This window comes from Streptomyces sp. NPDC037083, assembly GCF_055606485.1.
In genome coordinates this window covers 116,448-134,232 of sequence record NZ_JBVJSQ010000014.1, presented here as the reverse complement: position 1 = coordinate 134,232, position 17,785 = coordinate 116,448, and the positions used below count along the sequence as shown (strand labels likewise).

Annotated in this window: 17 protein-coding genes; 8 read left to right on the top strand and 9 right to left on the bottom strand. The window is 69.5% G+C overall.

What is annotated here, in order from left to right:
* Window positions 1-300: 300 nt before the first annotated feature.
* From ACZ7DE_RS31965 to ACZ7DE_RS31955, 3 genes are read left to right on the top strand one after another with little or no spacing between them, the layout of a single operon-like run.
* Complete coding sequence (locus tag ACZ7DE_RS31965) at window positions 301-1,641, top strand: radical SAM protein (RefSeq protein WP_470767322.1); 1,341 nt, start codon at window positions 301-303, stop codon at window positions 1,639-1,641.
* The gene (locus ACZ7DE_RS31960; protein ID WP_470767320.1) at window positions 1,638-2,654 is read left to right on the top strand and encodes an aminotransferase class I/II-fold pyridoxal phosphate-dependent enzyme; all 1,017 of its coding nucleotides are present in this window, start codon (window positions 1,638-1,640) and stop codon (window positions 2,652-2,654) included. Before ACZ7DE_RS31965 ends, ACZ7DE_RS31960 begins: the two co-directional genes overlap by 4 nt.
* A 30-nt stretch (window positions 2,655-2,684) precedes the next feature.
* The gene (locus ACZ7DE_RS31955; protein WP_470767318.1) at window positions 2,685-3,698 is read left to right on the top strand and encodes a class I SAM-dependent methyltransferase; all 1,014 of its coding nucleotides are present in this window, start codon (window positions 2,685-2,687) and stop codon (window positions 3,696-3,698) included.
* Here ACZ7DE_RS31955 and ACZ7DE_RS31950 read toward each other — a convergent pair.
* From ACZ7DE_RS31950 to ACZ7DE_RS31940, 3 genes are all read right to left on the bottom strand, one after another.
* A complete protein-coding gene (locus ACZ7DE_RS31950) occupies window positions 3,605-4,219 on the bottom strand; it encodes a hypothetical protein (protein ID WP_470767317.1) in 615 nt (204 codons plus the stop codon). The genes ACZ7DE_RS31955 and ACZ7DE_RS31950 overlap by 94 nt on opposite strands.
* Before the next feature lie 738 nt (window positions 4,220-4,957).
* Window positions 4,958-6,067 carry an NAD(P)/FAD-dependent oxidoreductase gene (locus ACZ7DE_RS31945; protein ID WP_470767315.1) on the bottom strand — a complete coding sequence of 370 codons (1,110 nt, stop codon included), beginning with the start codon at window positions 6,065-6,067 and terminating at the stop codon, window positions 4,958-4,960.
* A 25-nt stretch (window positions 6,068-6,092) separates the two neighbouring features.
* A complete protein-coding gene (locus tag ACZ7DE_RS31940; protein WP_470767313.1) occupies window positions 6,093-7,730 on the bottom strand; it encodes a LodA/GoxA family CTQ-dependent oxidase in 1,638 nt (545 codons plus the stop codon).
* A 424-nt stretch (window positions 7,731-8,154) separates the two neighbouring features.
* Between ACZ7DE_RS31940 and ACZ7DE_RS31935 the strand changes: the two genes are divergently transcribed.
* Window positions 8,155-8,835 carry a DUF899 family protein gene (locus tag ACZ7DE_RS31935; RefSeq protein WP_470767311.1) on the top strand — a complete coding sequence of 227 codons (681 nt, stop codon included), beginning with the start codon at window positions 8,155-8,157 and terminating at the stop codon, window positions 8,833-8,835.
* Between the two features lie 21 nt (window positions 8,836-8,856).
* On the opposite strand, the gene ACZ7DE_RS31930 is transcribed toward ACZ7DE_RS31935, so the two are convergent.
* On the bottom strand, window positions 8,857-9,618 hold the full coding sequence (locus ACZ7DE_RS31930; protein ID WP_470767309.1) for a hypothetical protein: 762 nt from the start codon (window positions 9,616-9,618) through the stop codon (window positions 8,857-8,859).
* A 308-nt stretch (window positions 9,619-9,926) separates the two neighbouring features.
* Window positions 9,927-10,496, bottom strand: a complete 570-nt coding sequence (locus tag ACZ7DE_RS31925; protein WP_470767307.1) for a DUF3291 domain-containing protein — start codon at window positions 10,494-10,496, stop codon at window positions 9,927-9,929.
* A gap of 306 nt (window positions 10,497-10,802) precedes the next feature.
* Here ACZ7DE_RS31925 and ACZ7DE_RS31920 point away from each other — a divergent pair, with 306 nt between their 5' ends.
* Window positions 10,803-11,072: a hypothetical protein gene (locus tag ACZ7DE_RS31920; protein WP_470767305.1), complete on the top strand. Its 270-nt coding sequence runs from the start codon at window positions 10,803-10,805 to the stop codon at window positions 11,070-11,072.
* 154 nt (window positions 11,073-11,226) lie between these two features.
* Here ACZ7DE_RS31920 and ACZ7DE_RS31915 read toward each other — a convergent pair whose 3' ends face one another.
* On the bottom strand, window positions 11,227-11,898 hold the full coding sequence (locus ACZ7DE_RS31915) for a TetR/AcrR family transcriptional regulator (RefSeq protein ID WP_470767303.1): 672 nt from the start codon (window positions 11,896-11,898) through the stop codon (window positions 11,227-11,229).
* 192 nt (window positions 11,899-12,090) lie between these two features.
* Between ACZ7DE_RS31915 and ACZ7DE_RS31910 the strand changes: the two genes are divergently transcribed.
* From ACZ7DE_RS31910 to ACZ7DE_RS31900, 3 genes are all read left to right on the top strand, one after another.
* Window positions 12,091-13,302, top strand: a complete 1,212-nt coding sequence (locus ACZ7DE_RS31910) for an oxygenase MpaB family protein (protein WP_470767301.1) — start codon at window positions 12,091-12,093, stop codon at window positions 13,300-13,302.
* Window positions 13,303-13,410: 108 nt separating this feature from the next.
* Complete coding sequence (locus ACZ7DE_RS31905; RefSeq protein WP_470767299.1) at window positions 13,411-14,919, top strand: MFS transporter; 1,509 nt, start codon at window positions 13,411-13,413, stop codon at window positions 14,917-14,919.
* 403 nt (window positions 14,920-15,322) lie between these two features.
* Window positions 15,323-15,823 carry a hypothetical protein gene (locus ACZ7DE_RS31900; RefSeq protein WP_470767297.1) on the top strand — a complete coding sequence of 167 codons (501 nt, stop codon included), beginning with the start codon at window positions 15,323-15,325 and terminating at the stop codon, window positions 15,821-15,823.
* Window positions 15,824-16,000: 177 nt separating this feature from the next.
* Here the strand turns inward: ACZ7DE_RS31900 and ACZ7DE_RS31895 are convergent, their stop codons facing one another.
* The 3 genes from ACZ7DE_RS31895 to ACZ7DE_RS31885 all read right to left on the bottom strand — a co-directional run bounded on the left by ACZ7DE_RS31895 (window position 16,001) and on the right by ACZ7DE_RS31885 (window position 17,710).
* A complete protein-coding gene (locus ACZ7DE_RS31895) occupies window positions 16,001-16,186 on the bottom strand; it encodes a hypothetical protein (protein WP_470767295.1) in 186 nt (61 codons plus the stop codon).
* Window positions 16,187-16,430: 244 nt separating this feature from the next.
* Window positions 16,431-17,105, bottom strand: a complete 675-nt coding sequence (locus ACZ7DE_RS31890; protein WP_470767292.1) for a DUF6766 family protein — start codon at window positions 17,103-17,105, stop codon at window positions 16,431-16,433.
* 158 nt (window positions 17,106-17,263) lie between these two features.
* On the bottom strand, window positions 17,264-17,710 hold the full coding sequence (locus ACZ7DE_RS31885; protein ID WP_470767288.1) for a nuclear transport factor 2 family protein: 447 nt from the start codon (window positions 17,708-17,710) through the stop codon (window positions 17,264-17,266).
* Window positions 17,711-17,785: the final 75 nt, after the last annotated feature.

Sequence of the window (17,785 nt, the reverse complement as noted above, 5' to 3'; positions counted from 1 at the left end):
TGCCGGATTCACTGCGGCAGAGCCTCCTCGATGATCACCGCCACCTGCGGCCGGCCTCCCGCCGCCGCAGGTGAGGTGCACGCATCACCTGCGGCAACGCCCGGGAGAGCGGGGAGCCGTGACGATCCAACCAGTAACCGCCCGGCAGCCGAGGCGAACTTCCGTCGCCGCACCCCCGGGCGGCACCCCTGACCGCCCCTCCCTGCACGAACACGGGCCCGGCCGAGCGATATCTCACTGGAGCACGTGACCCCTAAATGGGCTTGTCTCGACGATCCCCGGTTCATGCATCATGACCGGATGAACCAAAGCGACCAGCGCTTCCACGTCATCGTGCTGTCGAACTTCGCGAAGGGCTTCGACAAGTACGCGTTCGCCTACGGCAAGGCGGGGATTCCCGAGAGTACCTATCCCGACCGGTTCCACCTGCTGACGCGTGCGGAGTTGGGAATCGGCATCGGCAAGGCGAGACGCCTGCTGGACCGTCTGGCCCTTCCGGGCGACCGGCTGCTGGTGCTGGAAACCACGGTGGACCCCGACCAGCTGGTGCCCAACGAGTCGACCGGCCTCGGCATGGAACTGCACGAGTCTCGCATCCGGTTGTCAGCAGTTCACGAGCTCGACCACGTTGGCGACGAGTTCACTCTGCTCCCGACCACCGTCGAGGATGCGATGGCGGCCTCCCTGCACCTGCACGAATCGGCACAGCGTCGCTACGCCGACATGCGACCGCGCTCGGTTTCCCTGCTGCCGGTCGCCTCCGCCTGCCAAGCCCGTTGCTCGTTCTGCTTCTCCTCGGCTTCGATCTCCAGCGACCAAGCGCCGGCACGACTCCCGTGGGACGCGGTCGCCCACTGGCTGGAGCGGGCCCGCGCGGCGGGTGCCGAGCGCGCAGTGATCACCGGCGGCGGGGAGCCCACGCTCATACCGTTCGAACAGCAGCTGCGACTGGTGTCCGCCTGTTCTGCGGCCTTCCCGAAGGTCGTCCTGATCACCAACGCGCACACCCTGGCGAAGGGCCGGCACGCCGACCGGGCCGACCGCCTCGCAGCCCTGAGCGCCGCAGGCCTGAGCGTGCTGGCGGTCTCCCGGCATCATCACGACGACGCCGTCAGCGAGCGGCTGATGATGCTGCGCACGCCGGTGAGCTCTGTGATCGACACCTGGCGCGTGGAACGTGAGCGCTGGCCGGGGCTGCGGATGAGGCTGATCTGCGTGCTCCAGCACGGCGGCGTCGCCGACGCAGCCGAGGTCGCCGACTACCTTTCCTGGGCCGCGGCCCTCGGTGTCGAGGAAGTCTGCTTCAAAGAGCTCTACGTCTCCACCAGCACGGAGTCGCTCTACTTCGACCGCGCCGCCAACGTCTGGAGCCGAGAGCACCAGGTTTCGCTGTCCATCATCACCCGGTTCGCCGAAAAGCACGGCTTCGAACTGGCGAGCCGCCTGCCCTGGGGCGCACCCGTCTACCACGGCAGCTGGGACGGACAGCCGATGCGGATCGCCGCCTACACCGAACCCAGCCTGCTCTGGGAACGCACCAACGGGATCGCACGCAGCTGGAACGTCCTGGCCGACGGACGCTGCTACGCGTCCCTGGAAGACCGGGCCAGCGAGATCATGCCGGAAGGCGCACCAGCATGAGGTTCGAAGAGTTCCAGGAATTGCGGCGGCGGCAGCTCAGGGCCGGTTCGTTCCTTCTGGATGCCGCCGAGACCAACGTGTACCGGGCGCTTGCTCCGTTGCGACCGGATCCGCCGACCCACATGACTACGGTGCACCGGTGCGACCTCGCCCGTGCCTGGCTGCGGCGCTTCGAGCTGCCGCAAGAGTGGTCCGGCCGCGCCATGGTCTGTCGAGGGGTCCGTCACGGGCTCGGCGTGATCTTCCACTGGCTGCGCGCCGTGCAAGCGCGGGTGTGGCTGCCCAGCGACGTGTACCCGGTCTACTTCGAACTGGCCCGCGCTGCGGGCCTGGCACCCGCGACCTACCCCACGCTGCCGGAGCCGGCCCTGCCGAGGACGCCGGCGGACGACCGGCCCGAATACCTGCTGCTCGCCAACCCCAGCAAGCCGCTCGGCCGGTACCTGTCCGACGCCGAGTGCGCCGCGGTGATCTCGTGGTTGCGGGAATCACCACGCCGCCGCCTGCTGATCGACAGCGTCTACGACCTGGGAACCTCCTTCGCTGCCGGCACGCGGCAATTGCTGGACACCGGTCGTGCGGTCCTGCTGCATTCGGTCACCAAGGGATGGCTGTGGCCACGCACGTTCGGCGTGGTCCTGCTGGATCCGGCGCAGGTCGAACTGGCCGAAGCGTTGCGGGCGGATCCACCGACGCCGGCTCAACTGAGGCTCGCGGACCGTCTGCTGACCGAGCACAGTGACGTGCCCCGGCAGGCCGTCGACGAACTGGCAGCACGGGCTGAGCGGTTGTTCGAACGGCTGCCGGACGAGGTGGTCGGGGCGATTCCCGCAGCGAGCCGGACCTGTCCCGGCAACTACTTCTTCCCGGTTGAAATCCCCGCGAAGACGCTCCAGCGCGAGTGCGGCGTGCTCGCCGTGCCGGTCAGCGTGTTCGGGGAGAGCAGGTGGTCCGGCTCCATCCTGACCAGCCTTGCCGACGCTTTCGGCCCGACGTCGGCGGTGGCGCGATGAAGCCAGTGAGGGACCTGGCCTGATACGACGATGTGGACTACTACGACCACGAGAGTTCGCCGCGCGGCCCACGACATCGCGTTCTCCCCCGGCCAAGCGATCCGGGCGAGCGGCCCGGTCCTGGAGGTGTCCAGCAGTACCGGGCGCATCACCCTGCCGATCGCGCGGGCGGGCGTCGAGGCCACAGGGCTCGACGTCATGCCCTTGATGCTTGCACGTGCCCGTCAGCGGGCCGAGGACGAGCGGCTGACAGTGGTCGAGTGGCTGGAACAGGACTGCCCAGCCATCCCCTCCGACACCGCCGTTTCGCCCTGGTGTTCTACGGCAGGAAGGCCCGGACGTCGCGAGAGTCGGACGCCCGGCCGGCCCGCACCCGGCCCGGGCAGTGGCGGAATACGGCAGGCGACCGCCCAACAGACGTGGAGTCCTTCGTCGCCTTCGTCGCCGAGGGCGGCGCGGTCGTGGTGCCGGTCGATTACCGGCCGGCACCGAACACCCCGCTCCCGTCGAGGACTGCTACGCCGGACTGGTGTGGACGGCGAAGTACGCGGACTGACTGGGCATCAACCTCGAACGGCTGCTCATCGCGGGCACGAGCCCAGGCGGCCGGCCGACGGCCGGAACCACGCTGGCTCGCCCGCGAGAGTGTCTCCCCCGAGTTCAACCATCAGGAATCGGCCGGGTGCTGGTCCGTACGGCGCTCAACCCCTCGCGCAGCCAGGCCCACCCCCTGCCCTGCCCCCTGTTTTCTCGCCTCCCAGCAAATCCGCCACCACCACACCCACTGCACCTCAGCCTCGAACAACCGTAACGCCGCGGTGCAGCGCGGGCCGGCTCGCCGACCGCTCCTTCGTGCTCTGCCAGCCCGTCGTGGCGTGGCGCGCGCGCTCGCTGTCCGACACGGGTCGCCCGATCCCCAACCGGCTGGACGTATGCCGGCGGCGATTCGGTCAGCCCGCCCACCGTGAGTCGAGCGCGATGGTCTGCAGGCGGTCGAGCGTGAGCGGGGGTTGCGGTCGCGTCACCGCGCCGCCCTCGGCGTAGGAGTTCACTTCCTGGACGATGACCCGGCGGCCGTCGGGGTGGAGGGTGTCGACCAGCCACACCACGGCGGAACCGCCCTTCTCCGATGCCCGCTTGGCCCGCTTCACCTGGGTGCCGTCGGCCAGGGTCAGGGCCTGGCATTCGATGTATGCGCCCTCGCAGCCCATGTGCCCGGCGAGGACGTCGCCCATGTCGTGCTGGGAGTTCACCCCGATCATGCTCTTTCCGTGGCCGTCGTCCCAGACCAGTGCGGCGTAACCTTCCTGGCTCTGCTCGGCGGAGATCTTGCCGCCCTTGGGCAGCAGGGACTTCAGCACCCGGATCATCTGGCGGCCGGACAGCGACGCGTCCGACTCGGAGAGCGCTGTGGACGGGGCCGAGGCGCTGACCTTGCCGCCGGCGGTCCGCGGTGCGGCGGCGGAGGCCTGCGCCGCAGCACCGAGCCCGAGGGCCAGGACAAGACCGGTGGCGACGGCCACACGGCGGCCCGGACGGCGGCGTGCGGGGAGGTTCCTGTTCATGGTGTGGCTTCCTTCTCTGGTGTGAACGCGGGTGTTCCCTGCGTCGTGGGACGGCCGTGATGCGAGGCGCCAAACGTCGCCCGGGCACAGACGTCTCCCGGTGCACAGGCGCAGGGCGGTTGTAGTCGTGCTGCCGGCCGCGGCGATCGTGCCGCTTCGGCCGGTGCGACATCCACAGACTCCAAGACGCCGGGAACCGCGACAACAGCTGCCGCCACACCCGGGACAGTGAAACCGTCCCACCCATGTTGACCTGGGGAGACAGGGAGACCTGGGATGCCGTCCCGGGACGCACGGACGACTCGCGCCGTCGGCGGACCACCGGATGCGGCCGACATCGCACGTCACAGTCGCCGGTTTCCGCATGGTCGTCGGTGGTGCGGCGGCCGGCCTGGGCGAGAAGCTCATCAATGCGCCGGAATGACAAGGGACTTGATCTGCTGGCACTTGGGGCCACGACGTGGCTGAGGTGGTGGTTGAGCAGTCGGCGGAAAGCGAAGGGGCAGTCCTGTGCGTGAACCTCGTCCGCGGTCACCCAGAACGCCGGGAGCCCGGCTGCCAGACATCGGCGGACCATGGCCTTGGCTAGCTCGCCTTGGTGGCAAGCTCCCGGCCGGTCAGGGGCTTTGGCCTGCTGGGACGCTCATGGTCCTTCGTTTGCCCGGCGTCCCGAAGGCTGTGGTGATGCCACGCCGGAACGGTGCGACGACTCGACCCCGTGTCGGAGGACCGCGCCGCTCAGTGTCGGCGGCCCCAAAAAGGGGTGTCCCAGCGTTGTTCCCGGCGGTACTGCGCGGACCTTGTCTCCAGGTACTCGGCGTGAACGGCTGCCATACGGCGGGCATAGTCCGTCATGGCGTGGGCGTCACCGGCCCAGGCAGCCAGAATCGCCCGCGACCCGACCAGGCCGGTGGCCAGGGCGGTCACGATTCCGCGGGCAGCCAGCGGGTCTGTGGTGGTGACGGCGTCTCCCACCGCTACCCAGCCCGGACCGGCCGCGGGCGCGGCGCAGGCCGAGCCGGCCGCGAAGACCCGCAGCCTCCGCCGCGGTTTCTCCCAGCCGACGATCCGCTCCCGGATATGACCGGCGCCCTGCGCCTGGGCCCACCACACGGTCGGGTCGAGCAGGCGTGAGCCGGCGAGGAGATCGGCATCGGTCATGGCCATGAGGATCCGTTCACCGCGGGGTAGCGGGGCGGTGTACCACCATCCCCAGCGAGTGGCCTGCACCAGCGACATGCAGTCCAGGTAGGTGGCCTGCTTCGTCGGCGGACCCAACAGCCCGGCTACCGCGATCAGGCGGTCGGAGCGGGTGCGTGCCGCGCCGAGGCGACGAGACAGCCGAGCGGCGCGGCCCGTGGCGTCCACCAGACAACTGGCCTCCAGTACAACGCCCTCGCCTGTGGTGATCTGCCAGTGGCTCCGATGCCGACGTGCGTCGCGGACATGTCCGGGGAGCCAAAGAGCACCAGCGGCGCGGGTCGCTTCCAGGAGGGCGGCGTCGAACCGGGTGCGGTCCAGTTGCCAGCCCTCGCCGTAGGGACCGAGCCGGTGGTCCACCGCCGTGAGCGCATCCTGGCCCCAGGCGGCCTGGTTGCCGTAGCAGGGAGCGTGCCCGGCGTCGGCGAGCCCGTCCAGCACCCCCAGTCGTTCGAGAAGCGGCCGGGCGGTGGGAGCGAGACTCTCCCCCACCCGCCAGTCGGCGCAGCTCACCGGGGAAACGAGGACGACGCTCGCCCCTGCCCGCACCAGGTGCAGCGAGGCTGCACACCCGGCGGGGCCTGCGCCCGCGACGAGGACGTCGAAGCGCCGGCTCCTCCCGCGGCCGCTCGGCCCGCCGCTGTCCAACGCGCCGCTCCCGCTTCTGACCGGTCTATCCGGCCTCGTGGTCGGTCCGCTCCGTCTCGACCAGGCTCACGTCGCCGTTCGGTTCGGTCCGGGTGACGATGAACCCGAGAGTGCTCCACTTCTCGACCATCTCGTTCATCCCTTTTTCGGCGTTCTCACCGTCGCCGACGCCACGGTCCCACTCCTGGAACGCCCCGGCCGCCGCGTCGTGTAGCAGCCCGTCGTGGGCCGGCTCGGGAAGGATCTCGTCGGGGCGGGAGGCTGGCCACCAGTGGTCCCTGCACAGGTAGAAGTCGGCCTGCCAGGGCAGCGCCATGTACTTGGTGACGTCTCCGGCGACCAGATCTTCGCGCAGCCTGAAGGGCGCTGCCCAAGTGGACTGCCGGTCAGCGATGTACGTCATCTCGATGCCCGGGAAGAATCCGCCGCCGCTCGCCGTCTCCAGCGCGGCCCGCACCAGGGCGTGGGGCTGTTCGGCCGGTGCGAGAGCCTCGAGCGGGAGCGGGACGGGCACTCCCGTCCAGTCGGCCCGGAAGTCCCCGGCGGCCCAGCGCTGCATCCGCGCGTACTGGCCGGGCAACAGCGTCAGCCACGTCCGTGGCTGGTTGGGCTGAGCGTCCCCGCCATCTCCGGACAGGACGGGCATGAATCCTTCGTTTGCCTGGCTGGTGTCGTCCACCAGTCCGGGCTTGCGCAACCTGTTGAAGACGAGCTGACGTGCGGTGGCGTCGTCCGGGGCGTTCGAGGACAGCCGGGCGAGACGGCCTGGTGTGAGGAAGTTGCGTCGAGGGTCGCCGTGCATCCGTCGCGCCGTTGTGTTGACCCAACCGAACAAGACCGGGCGGGCGAGCAGCGGGAAGATGTCGCGGGTGAAGGAGACCTCCGGCGGCGTGGGCAGTCCGCCCGATGCGCGGGCGACCTCCAGGGCGACGTCGTACAGGGTGACCACGCTCGGGACGGTGGGGGCGTAATCGGGCGGGCCCACCACGCACCAGGCCGAGGCAACCGGGACCTGGCGTCCGTTTGGGCCAAGGCGCACGGTTGCGCTGACCCGGCCGTCGGAGACGTCGTCGTACCAGCGGTCATTGTTGGCGTAGTGGCGGAGCGGATTGGCGGGTTCGACCGAAGCCGACGTGCCGAAGCCGCCGAGGACGAGCAGCCGGCCGGCCTCGTCGGTGCGCAGTTCGCCCAGCGGAACCGGGGTGTCCAGGAAGGTCCCGGTGTCGAACCTGGCATCCCTGCCGTCCTGGGACGGACCGGTCACGCTGCGCGGCCCCGGCCGGATGACCAGCCGCGCCCGTTCGGCGGGATCAGCGGGATTGATGTGCGGATTACGACGGTCGGAGTCGGCGGTCGACTCATGGAAGCGCCCGGCGAACTTGAACCATTCACCCTTGGCATTGGCCAGTTCGGCGGTCCAGACTATTTGCGCCTCGGCCGAGGTGAGCTCGCCCAGGACGGTGCCAGCCCGGTCGTAGGCGTACACACGGAACCGGGCGGCCTGACGCTTGATCCGCCCCTCGGCGTCCTTGAAACCGCCGGACGGACGCGACGGGATCCCGGCCGTCTCCGGGCCGATGAAGAAGCCGTCGGGGCTGTTGCCCACCCGGGCGATGCCGATCGTGGGATGGATCTCGCAGCGTGCGACGTCATCGAGATTCACGTCAGCTCCCTGTGCGGGTGAGAGATTCGGGAGGGAAAGGCCCGTGAAGCTGCTCCGGCTCGGCCGGGCGCGGAGCACATGACGACGTCCCGGAACGGCTCTCTTCCGCCGGCGGGTGCTGTGCGCCGCTGTCATCCTCGCGAGGTGCGGCAGCTGAGCGTTCGCATGCCACCCGCTCGAGTCCGGCGATAGGAACCAGCCGTGGAGGATCCATCCATCGTCGCGCCGATCGGGGGCGGTCGCAATCCGGTGGCAAGCCGCTCTGCCCCGGTGCCGGCATGTGCTTCGAGGCGATGTCCTGTAGGTACGAGCGGCAACTGGTCGCTTCAGGTGAACGGCGTTGCGCGCCTGGCACACCGCGGCGGGCCGACCTGTTCTTCTGTGCGGGTGTGCCGGGCCGAACGGCGACTGACCAGGAGGAAACATGGGCGTGATCAACGTCGGCAACGAATCCGCCGAGTACACCGCCGCCATCGAAGAACTGCGCCGGGCGGAGACCGAGATGATGCGCCAGCGTGAGCACGTCGCCGAACTGAAGCGCCGTCTGCCCGAGGGCCCCGTGGTCGAGGACTATGTGTTCCACGAAGGGCCGGCCGATCTGGCGGCCGGGGACGATCCGGTGCGCGAGGTCCGGCTCAGCGAGCTGTTCTCCGGCCCTGACAGGCCTCTGATGCTCTACCACTTCATGTACGGCAAGGAACAGGACCGTCCCTGCGCCTCGTGCACGATGTCGATCGACGGTTTCCATGCGGTCGTCGGCCACCTGGCCGGCGCCCTTGATTTCGCCGTCGTGGCCGCCGCCGAACTGCCCGCGCTGCGCGCGTACGCCAGGGAACGGGACTGGACAGGACTGCGGCTGCTCAGCGCGGCACCCAGCCGCTTCAAGTACGACCTGGGCAGCGAGGACTCCGACGGCGGCCAGGACGCCACCTTGTCGGTGTTCACCCGCGACGAAGAGGGCGCGGTCCGCCACTACTACAGCACGCGTGTGCGGATGGCCGACGGCGACGGTCAGCGGGCCAGCGACCTGCTCAGCCCCGTCTGGCACCTGCTCGACCTCACCCCGCAGGGCCGTGAGGACTGGTATCCCCGGCTCTCCTGGTGACGGTCGAAGGGCACCGCTGGGTCAGCGAAGTGTCAGATCGCCGGTCTCGAAATACAGCTCGGTGCCGGCCGCGAGCTCGACCGTGACCTGCCCGCCGTCGACCGCGGCGACGGCAGCCGTCCGTTCACGCTCCCTGAGCTTCCCGCCGGGCTCGTCAGGACGACCGGTGACGGTGACCTCGATGCCGTGGCGCAGCTGGTCGTCGGACACCTGCAGGCCCTGGACATCGGCCGTCATCAGGTGATCGAACTCCTGACGGCTCGTGGGCTGGAAGGGGCCGGTGATCCAATGCGCCAGGAACCGCTCGGGCCCCTTGCCGAACAGGAGATACGTCAACTCCTCCGGCTGTTGGTCGCTCGCAGTGAATTTGTGGTGGTTGACCACATTGGCCACCTGCACCACGACATCGGAGGCGATCTCAACAGGCGTCTCGGGGTGGGCTTCCGGCTGTTCGAAGTGGTTGCGGAACAGACTCCCGGTGAACGAGGTGCGGGCGGGCGGTTCGCCGCCCGCACCGGGATAGAGGTCGGAGAGAGTGAACACCTCGGGGGCAAAGGTGTAGAGCCGGGCTTCCGGATGCGCCTTGCGATCGTCGCGATAGGCGCGGTGGGCAGCCCCGAACGCGGCTTGCACGATCGTCTGCTCGTTGTGCGGTGGGTGCGGCATCCCCAGATGGGAGAGGAAGGGGGTGTCGCCGCCGACCACCGCCATGCCGTGGAAGGCAGGGGCGTCGGGTTCCGGGTGTCCGCCTGTGTGGTGCATGTGGCCGCCGTGTTCGTCCATGGCTCTCCACCTGTTCGTTCGGACCCGCCGGGGGCTGCCGTGGATGGCGGCGGTGTGTGGATGAGAGCGCCGTCAAGGATGCCGCGTGCGGGGGAAGCACCGGGCCGGGTCTGCGGGCAGCGTCCTGACGTGCCTGCGCCCCTGCCTCAAGGATGTGACCGGCCGGGGTGTGACGCATCTTGGGAGGCCGGCCCGGTGCTGGCGTGGGGAATGGATCCGTTCAACGAACGCCGACGGCCATAAGCCGCTGTGCGCAGACACATCTGTTCGCCGTCGTTCCATCGAGGCGTTGGACAGCGAACCCGGGTTCAGGCTTCCTTGTCAGCCAACCGGTCGCTCTTCGGCCCGATGCCGTTGATCCTGGTCGGAGTTTCGTCCGGGGCGAATGAGTGGTGGAAGGTGAAGGCGTGCGGCGCGGAGCCGTGGACGTGGAGGTGCTCCAGTTTGGAAACCCCGTCCTGCCAGGTGGGTATCACGCCGTCAGAGACCCACCAGCACACGTGGTTCGGGTGTTCTGTCCTCTCGAACCAGTCGTAACGCCTGTTCAGCGCCTCACGGTGCAGACCGGTGTAGACGGCGTCGAAAGCGGGGTGCAGGTCGGTCCAGAGTGAGAGTGTCGCGGCCAGGGCGGTGGTTTCCACCGTGCGGCCCTTGCCGTACCAGGTCGGCACGGCGAACTCTCCCCATGCACCCCAGTCCGCCTCGAAGAGCATGCCCCGGTCACCGTCTGCCGCTTCAGCCCGCGCGAGGTATCCGGGGTGCTGACTGATCTTCTGGTAGACGGCCTCACCACTGTCGTAGAACTCGCGCGTGAGAGGCGCGGGGTCGGCGAGAGGGGACTTCAGGACGCCGAATGTGTACAGAGCAAGTTGGGGCATGCGTCTCTCCCTGGTTGGGGCTGCCTGGCGTGGACCCGGTTCGGTGGCTTACGCATGCGGGCGAGGGTTCGGGGGGCGTGACCAACTCATCCCGTCGCGGGTGGATCAGCCTGGAGGAACTCCTGCGCGACCGTGGGCGATCGCCGAAGACCAGGTGAAGGTAGCTGCTTCCGCGGGCCCTGTCGAAGTTGCGTTTTCCTTGCCCAAGTGGCCTCTTGCACCGGTCATTGCGGGGGCCGGGGCGGTGACGGGCGGGGCAGGCTACGGGGCAACAGTGATCCGCTTCCGCCGATCGGTTCGCCCGCCATGCCCGTCCACACCCCCTGTCCGAGCGCCCCGAGTGCCGCCGAACGCGTGCGGTCGAAGAAGACGGCCTACGGCCACAAGAGCGGGCACCGGCTGCGGGTGGGTGCACAGGCGGTGCTGCACGCCGCGCGTGGACGCTCCAACGGATGCGTCGCCCGGGAGACGGGGCTGCATGTGGACACCGTGCGCGCCGGCGTGGCCGGTTCGCCCAGGCGGGCCGCCTGGGTGCTGGGCATGTGTTCGGCAGCGCGGAGAACCCGGCCGACCTGACCGACTTCGGCCGGGGTCCTGGGGTCGAGCTGTACGTCGAGAGCACGGACGCGCCGGCCACGACGGCGGACCCGCACTCTCACGAGATCCTCGGCGCCGACGGAGGCCCATTTCACGATGTGCCCAGCGCCTTGGCTCGGCGCTCCATGCCCTCTCAACCCCGGAGACGACTGTCCGAGGCCGTGGCGAGCAGGCCGTTGACCACCAAGCGCGCGAGGGATTCCGCCGTGGCCGCCTGCTGTTCCGGTGACGTGGGCTCGGGCCTGCCCAGACGTCGTGCGAGAGGCAGCTCGACCATGCCCGAGACGGGCGGGACGACGGCGAAGAAGAGCACGTGCATCGGAATGGGCGCCATGCGTCCGGAGGCGACGAGCCGGTCGATGCACGACGCCATGAGCTGCAGGGTCGGAGCGATATAGCGCTCGTACAGGTGGTCCAACCGCTCGGTGTCCGAGCTGAACTCGCTGACGAAGATCCGTCCCATCATCGGCGTTCCCGCCGCGGCCTGGTAGAAGGCGGTGATGATCTGCCGGAGCTGCTCGGCGTCGTCGAGCGAGGGATCGGTCTGCGGCAGACGTGCCAGCTCCTCCCCGAGGGCGTGGTCCACCGCGGCGCGCCAGAAGGCGGCCTTGGACCCGTACCGGTCGTTGATGAAGTTGTGGCTCACGCCCAGACGGCGCGCCAGCTCGCGAGCCGAGGCGTGGTCGTAACCCAGTTCCGCGAACGCCTCCAGCCCGCGCAACAGGATGTCGTCCTCCTCGGGAACCGCGGGGGTGCCCGCTCCCGGGCGCCCGGGCCGTCGACCGGATCCGGCTCGTGCTCCCACTGGTGCCTCCCGCTTGTGCTCTCGATTCAGACGGACCCTCGATGTTCGACGGCCTACGCACAGCTTACTTGACACTCGTCAGATTCAAAGTAATCTGACGAGTGTCAGATAGGCGCCATTCGGCATCACCCGCGGCTGGACCAGGCACTACGTCTGCCTGTCTCGCTCCCCCACCCCGAAAGTGAGAGCCACATGACCGCGCACTTTCCGCCTCGCGAACCCATCGAGCGAGTGGCCGGCACGCAAGCGACCCTCCGTCGGCACGGCGCGCAGGCCCACCACCTGCTGACCCAGCTCACGGCGGGCGATCCGCTCGCCGACGCCGTCGTCGCGGAACTGGACCTCCACGGCACGCGGGCTCGGCAGGCCCTCGACGCGGGCCTCGCAAAAGGCCTGGCAAACCTGGACGACGAACCCCCCGCGGCTGTCGCCGCACTGCTGAGGCAACTGGAGACGACCCCGTCCTGGGTCGACCCCCTGATGCTCCATCGCGGCGACGTCGTGAGCCTGTCCGTACCCCCCATGTGGTTCACGCTCTGCTCGATCACCAGCGCCCTCGCCCACACCTACGCGTCACCGGCCACCGCACGCCAACTGGCCCGAACCGGCAGGCCGACGGCCATGGCCGCGCCCCGGCTCACGTCGGCGGGAGTCTGGGCGCGCCAGACCATACGGCCGGGAGGGCTGCTGCGCGGAGGCCCGGGATACCTGGCCACGGCCCAGGTCCGGCTGCGCCATGCCCGTATGCGGGCCAGGGCCGTCGAGGACTGGGACGCGGGCGCCGAGGGTCTGCCGACCGGCCGGCTCGATCTGACCCGCACCTGGCTCGGATTCACCCTCGTCGCCTTCCAGGCCCTGGCCACCGTCGGCATCGACATCACTGCCGAGGAAGAGCGCCACCTCTACCGGTACTGGTCGTACGTCGCCCATCTCCTGGGCCTCGACGAGAGCCTTCACAAGGAACTGGTGACCCACGACGACGCCAGCCGTCTGCAGTCCCTGCTGGACACCGCGACCCCTGCACCCGGCGAGGACTCACGGGTGCTGACCGCCGCCATGGTCGACGCACAGGCCCGCACCACGGCCGGCACGCCGGGCGTGGAGTTGACCGAGGACCAGCTGCGCTTCCTCATGCACAGCATGCTCAGGCAGGCCTTCGGAGCGCGGTGGGCGGAGCGCCTGGACATCCCCGCGGTCTCCCCCTCGACCGATCTCATGTCGCTGATCAGCCGGCTCAACCGCCAGGCCCGGTACTGGCAGACCTACTCCGCCGCCTCGGCCCACGAAGCCCGCCGACAGGCACTACGAGGCCCGGAGAGGGAAGCGAAGTCAGCCGTCATCCCCCGCAGCACCTCTCGCCGACACGAAGCGACGACCGATCGCCCGGGCGCCTGGGCGGCCTGATCCCCCCTCGACCACCGACACCGACCGCGTGACGGGCTCCGACGACGCAGCCGTCCCCCTTCGCACCATCACCCTTTCCGTTCCCCTCAGTTCCATGGAGTTTCCGTCATGCCGCAGATCTCAGCCGACGCGCCGGACACGGCCACCGTGTCCACGCTCCCGCCCTCCGAGGCACCGCCACGTCACCGCTGGTGGATCCTCGTCGTCATCGGCCTGGCCCAGCTCATGGTCGTCCTGGACGCGACCATCGTGAACATCGCCCTGCCCTCCGCGCAGAAGGACCTGGGCTTCTCCGACGGCGACCGGCAGTGGGTGGTCACCGCCTACGCGCTCGCCTTCGGCAGCCTGCTCCTGCTCGGCGGCCGCATAGCCGACCTCTTCGGCCGAAAGATGACCTTCCTGATCGGCCTCGTCGGCTTCGCCGGCGCCTCCGCCGTGGGCGGCGCGGCCACCAGCTTCGAGATGCTCATCGTCGCCCGCGCCGGGCAAGGCCTGTTCGGCGCCCTCCTCGCCCCGGCCGCTCTGTCGCTGCTGACCACGACGTTCACCGACGGCAAGGAACGGGCCAAGGCCTTCGCCGCCTTCGGCGCCATCGCCGGTGCCGGCGGCGCCGTCGGCCTGCTGCTCGGCGGCGTCCTGACCGAATACCTCGACTGGCGCTGGACCCTCTACGTCAACCTGGTCTTCGCCGCCCTCGCCTTCGTCGGCGGGGTGATGCTTCTCCAGCGCACCACCCGCGACAAGACCGCGACGATCGACATCCCCGGCGCCGTCCTCGTAGGCGGCGGCCTGTTCTGCCTCGTCTACGGCTTCTCCAACGCCGAGTCCCACGAATGGAGTTCACCGGCCACCTGGGGCTTCCTGGTCGCCGGAGCCGTCCTGCTCGCCGCGTTCACCTGGTGGCAGACCCGCGCCGCCCACCCCCTGCTGCCGTTGCGGGTCCTGCTCGACCGCAACCGCGGCGCCTCCTTCATCGCCGTCCTGGTCATCGGCGCCGGCATGTTCGGCGTCTTCCTGTTCCTGACCTACTACCTGCAGCAGGGCCTGGGCTACACACCCGTCAAGACCGGTCTGGCCTTCCTGCCCATGGTCGGCGGCCTCATGATCGCCTCCACCCTCGCCTCCACCGTGCTCGTCCCCCGCTTCGGCCCAAAGCAGGTGGTCCCCCTCGGCATGGGCATCGCGGCCGCCGGCATGGTCTGGCTCACCGGCCTCGGCCTGACCAGCGACTACGCCACCGACATCATGCCGCCGCTGATCGTGGCGGGCCTCGGCCTCGGCCTGGTGATGGCCCCGGCGATGAGCCTGGCCACCGCCGGCGTGGGCGCCGAGGACGCCGGCGTCGCCTCCGCCGCCGTCAACACCATGCAGCAGGTCGGCGGTTCCCTCGGCACCGCCCTCCTCAACACCCTGTCCACCACCGCCGTCACCAACTACCTCGACGGCAAGAACCCCAAGGACCCCATGGTCCTCGCCCAGGCCGGCCTGGAGGGCTACTCCACCGCCTACTGGTGGTCCGCCGCCTTCTTCGCCGCCGGACTGGTCCTCAGCGTCCTGCTCTACCGCCGCGGCATCCCGGCCACTGACCCCGACGCGGCGCCCGTCGTCCACATGTGAGTCCCTGAACGGCCCACAACGGCCCCGACCGATCGAACTGCTCCCGGACCGAGACGCCTCCGGGGGCAGCTCGCGCAGTTCGGCGACACGGCCGCCCCCGGCCCCCGGGCGAACGCCCCGCTGCCGGTCCTGGCCACCGGGTATGGCGGCACCTGGGCGATCAACCAGTCCTACCGCTAAGCCCCCGGGCCAGCCCGCATCCCCGAGCCCATCCGGCTCTGGACCGACTGCTCGATCGTCTGGACGGCCCTCCGACACCCGCGGGCCCCGACACCCCGCGAACCCGACGTGCCGCCGGCGCACGCCTTCTGCCCCTCATCGCCGTCCGGCAAGGCGGCGCAGGCCCCGCCTCGCGCTGATATCGGAGTGCGGAGTGGCTCAGCAGAGTGTCACAGTCACTGTCGTGACCTTGATGGACGTACTCGTCGGCTTCTCCCTCACCGGCTGGCTCGGGCCCCTGAACTGCGGAATGACTCTGGCTGAGGCAGAAGACCTCCTCGGCCCGGGGCGCCCGCACCCCGCCCACATCTTGAAGGGGCCCGACATCGACGGCTACCCGTACTCCTGGGACGGGCTCGGGCTGGTGGTCACCAAGCGGGCCGTCAGCGGTATCTGGATCAACCTCTGGCCCGGTTCCACCGCCAAACTTCCGCCGCTCGTCCTGCCTGATTCCGAGTCGTTCGACGCCACCGTCCTCCGCGAGGAGCTGATCGCCGCCCTGGACAACGCAGGCTGCCGGCATGAGGTCAACAGCGCCCTCACCTTCGGCCGGCAGTCAAGCCTCATCACCCAACCCGCTGACGTCTGCGCGGTCTTCAGTCTGCCGGGACGGGACAACCACGTGCCGCACCCTGATCGGCACTACCTGGATGTGATTCACAAGCACACGGCTCGACCCGGCTGATTGCACAGGAAGACGTCGAGCAGGACGCGACCCTGCGCCTCCTGCACGCCGAGAACGGCAGAGAGGGGCCACGAGGACAGCACGCGGGACACACGCGTTACCCGAGGGGCCGGTCCGCGACCGGCCCCTCAGCTGTGGCGCACCCCCATGGGGGCCGTCTGCCGGCATCCCGGAGGGTCAGGCTGCCGGTTCGGGAAATTCACCGGGTCGGACGAGCACGATCTCGACTCGGGTGCAGCCAAACTCCTTCAGCGCCTTCCGCCGACGCTTGGCAGCAGGTTTGTCATACCTGCCGGCAGAGGCCTGCGGCACACCGTCGCGGTCGGTCCAGAGCAGACCGTAATGAGGCGTCACGGTAGTCATAGGGCCCATCCTCCCTGGCAACACCAGTCCCCCGGCGCGTGGTCCGGGCCGTTCATCATCCGTAGGATCCAGCAGCGTCACACGAGCTGGCGAAACCCCGAAGAGCGCCCCGTACCTGCCGGGGCGTCGATGCGCCCCGGAGGGCGGGCCGATGCAGACGGCGATGCGTCTGCCAGACGCGATCGACAACCCCGGGCCGCCCGGAATCCGGCGTTGAGCACATGAGTGAAGCGGCCCGTTGCGCTCATCCCTCGACCCCTGTGGAGGTGTGGGGCGCGCCGACGGGTTTGGACTCCGGGGAACCGCGCTGGCGGAGGTAAACGGAGAGGATGGCCATGGACGCGACTGCCAGGAGCTCGGACTGCCAGTTCTGCAAGCTGCGGCTCCAGAAATCGGCGGAGGCGATGTACTGCGTCCAGCTGACAGGAGCCTGCAGCCGTCTCAGCTGCTGCTCGTTGTACGCGGCGGCACCCGCGATGGACTGGGCCAGCCAGGACAGAAGAAACAGCGCGGCCATCACCAGGCCAAGCGACCGGGAGAACACCGCCTGGCGCACTCCGCCCACTGCCGCCCAGCGTGGGGAGTCCGGGCCCGCGTGCTCGCCGACTCGCTGGTCCTCATCCGATTCAGGGCCGGCCTTGTGCATCTCCTTCGACTCCGGCGAGCCGCGCTGAAGCAGCCACACGGTGGCGAAGATGTACAGGAAGAACTGCAGGTATTCCGACTGCCAGTTCTCCGTCACGTCCACGGCGAAGTCCGAGGACGCGAGGTAGCCGAGAAAGCCGATCTGCGCGAGCCCGTCGGTGGCGAGCTGGTTGTTGAACTCCGTCCAGCCAGCGATCGCCTGCCCGGCGAGTGCGAGCAGGAAGGCGAATCCGAAACCCAGAGTTATGCCGTTGTCCCGTACGAAACGGCGCATGCCGTGTTCCCTTACGGTGCCGGAGCCGTCCCGGTCCGAAGAGCCGGGCGGGGGCGGCGGCGTGGCGGCGGTCATCGCTGCATCAGTCCCACCGCGATGAAGTAGGCCAGGCCGCCCAGGACGACGGCCAGGCAGAGGGTGAACATGGTCCGCATGCGTCAGCCTCCCTTGACCGAGCACTCGTAGGGCTGACCGGGGTGAGGCGTGCATCCGGCGGCGACGATTTTCCACCCGTCCGGAAAACGCGAGAGAAACAACGTGTCCGAAGCCAGCACGGCGCGTGCCTGACGGCCATGGACGTCTACGCCGCGGACCGGACCCCCGGCGGGCAGTTCCTGCGCACTGACGGCCTCCGCACATGCCTTCTTCGCTGAATCCTCCACCTCCTTGCGTGTCTGCGGGGCGAGAGCCGCACACAGTGCCGCCCGGTCGCCTTCGCTCAGTGCTTCCTCGAAGGCCGTGGCCGCAGCAGAGACTTTCGCACTGCGCTGCTCGGTTCCACCGCAGGCGGCCAGGACCAGCAGGAGCGCGCAGAGCGGGAGGGCCCGGGCCCTGGTGAGACGTACGCCTTGTCCGCTCACGCTGGCTCCTCTCGGCAGATGCACGTCCTGTCTCATCGTGGCGGCCGTCTACCCCCACCACTGCCGGACACGCCTTGTCTCCCCGTCCGTGACACGCGC

Coding starts and splice junctions, on each gene's coding strand:
- ACZ7DE_RS31965 (WP_470767322.1), top strand. CDS start 301: ATGAACCAAAGCGACCAGCGCTTCCACGTCATCGTGCTGTCGAACTTC.
- ACZ7DE_RS31960 (WP_470767320.1), top strand. CDS start 1,638: ATGAGGTTCGAAGAGTTCCAGGAATTGCGGCGGCGGCAGCTCAGGGCC.
- ACZ7DE_RS31955 (WP_470767318.1), top strand. CDS start 2,685: ATGTGGACTACTACGACCACGAGAGTTCGCCGCGCGGCCCACGACATC.
- ACZ7DE_RS31950 (WP_470767317.1), bottom strand. CDS start 4,219: ATGAACAGGAACCTCCCCGCACGCCGCCGTCCGGGCCGCCGTGTGGCC.
- ACZ7DE_RS31935 (WP_470767311.1), top strand. CDS start 8,155: ATGGGCGTGATCAACGTCGGCAACGAATCCGCCGAGTACACCGCCGCC.
- ACZ7DE_RS31930 (WP_470767309.1), bottom strand. CDS start 9,618: ATGGACGAACACGGCGGCCACATGCACCACACAGGCGGACACCCGGAA.
- ACZ7DE_RS31925 (WP_470767307.1), bottom strand. CDS start 10,496: ATGCCCCAACTTGCTCTGTACACATTCGGCGTCCTGAAGTCCCCTCTC.
- ACZ7DE_RS31920 (WP_470767305.1), top strand. CDS start 10,803: ATGCCCGTCCACACCCCCTGTCCGAGCGCCCCGAGTGCCGCCGAACGC.
- ACZ7DE_RS31910 (WP_470767301.1), top strand. CDS start 12,091: ATGACCGCGCACTTTCCGCCTCGCGAACCCATCGAGCGAGTGGCCGGC.
- ACZ7DE_RS31905 (WP_470767299.1), top strand. CDS start 13,411: ATGCCGCAGATCTCAGCCGACGCGCCGGACACGGCCACCGTGTCCACG.
- ACZ7DE_RS31895 (WP_470767295.1), bottom strand. CDS start 16,186: ATGACTACCGTGACGCCTCATTACGGTCTGCTCTGGACCGACCGCGAC.
- ACZ7DE_RS31890 (WP_470767292.1), bottom strand. CDS start 17,105: ATGCGCCGTTTCGTACGGGACAACGGCATAACTCTGGGTTTCGGATTC.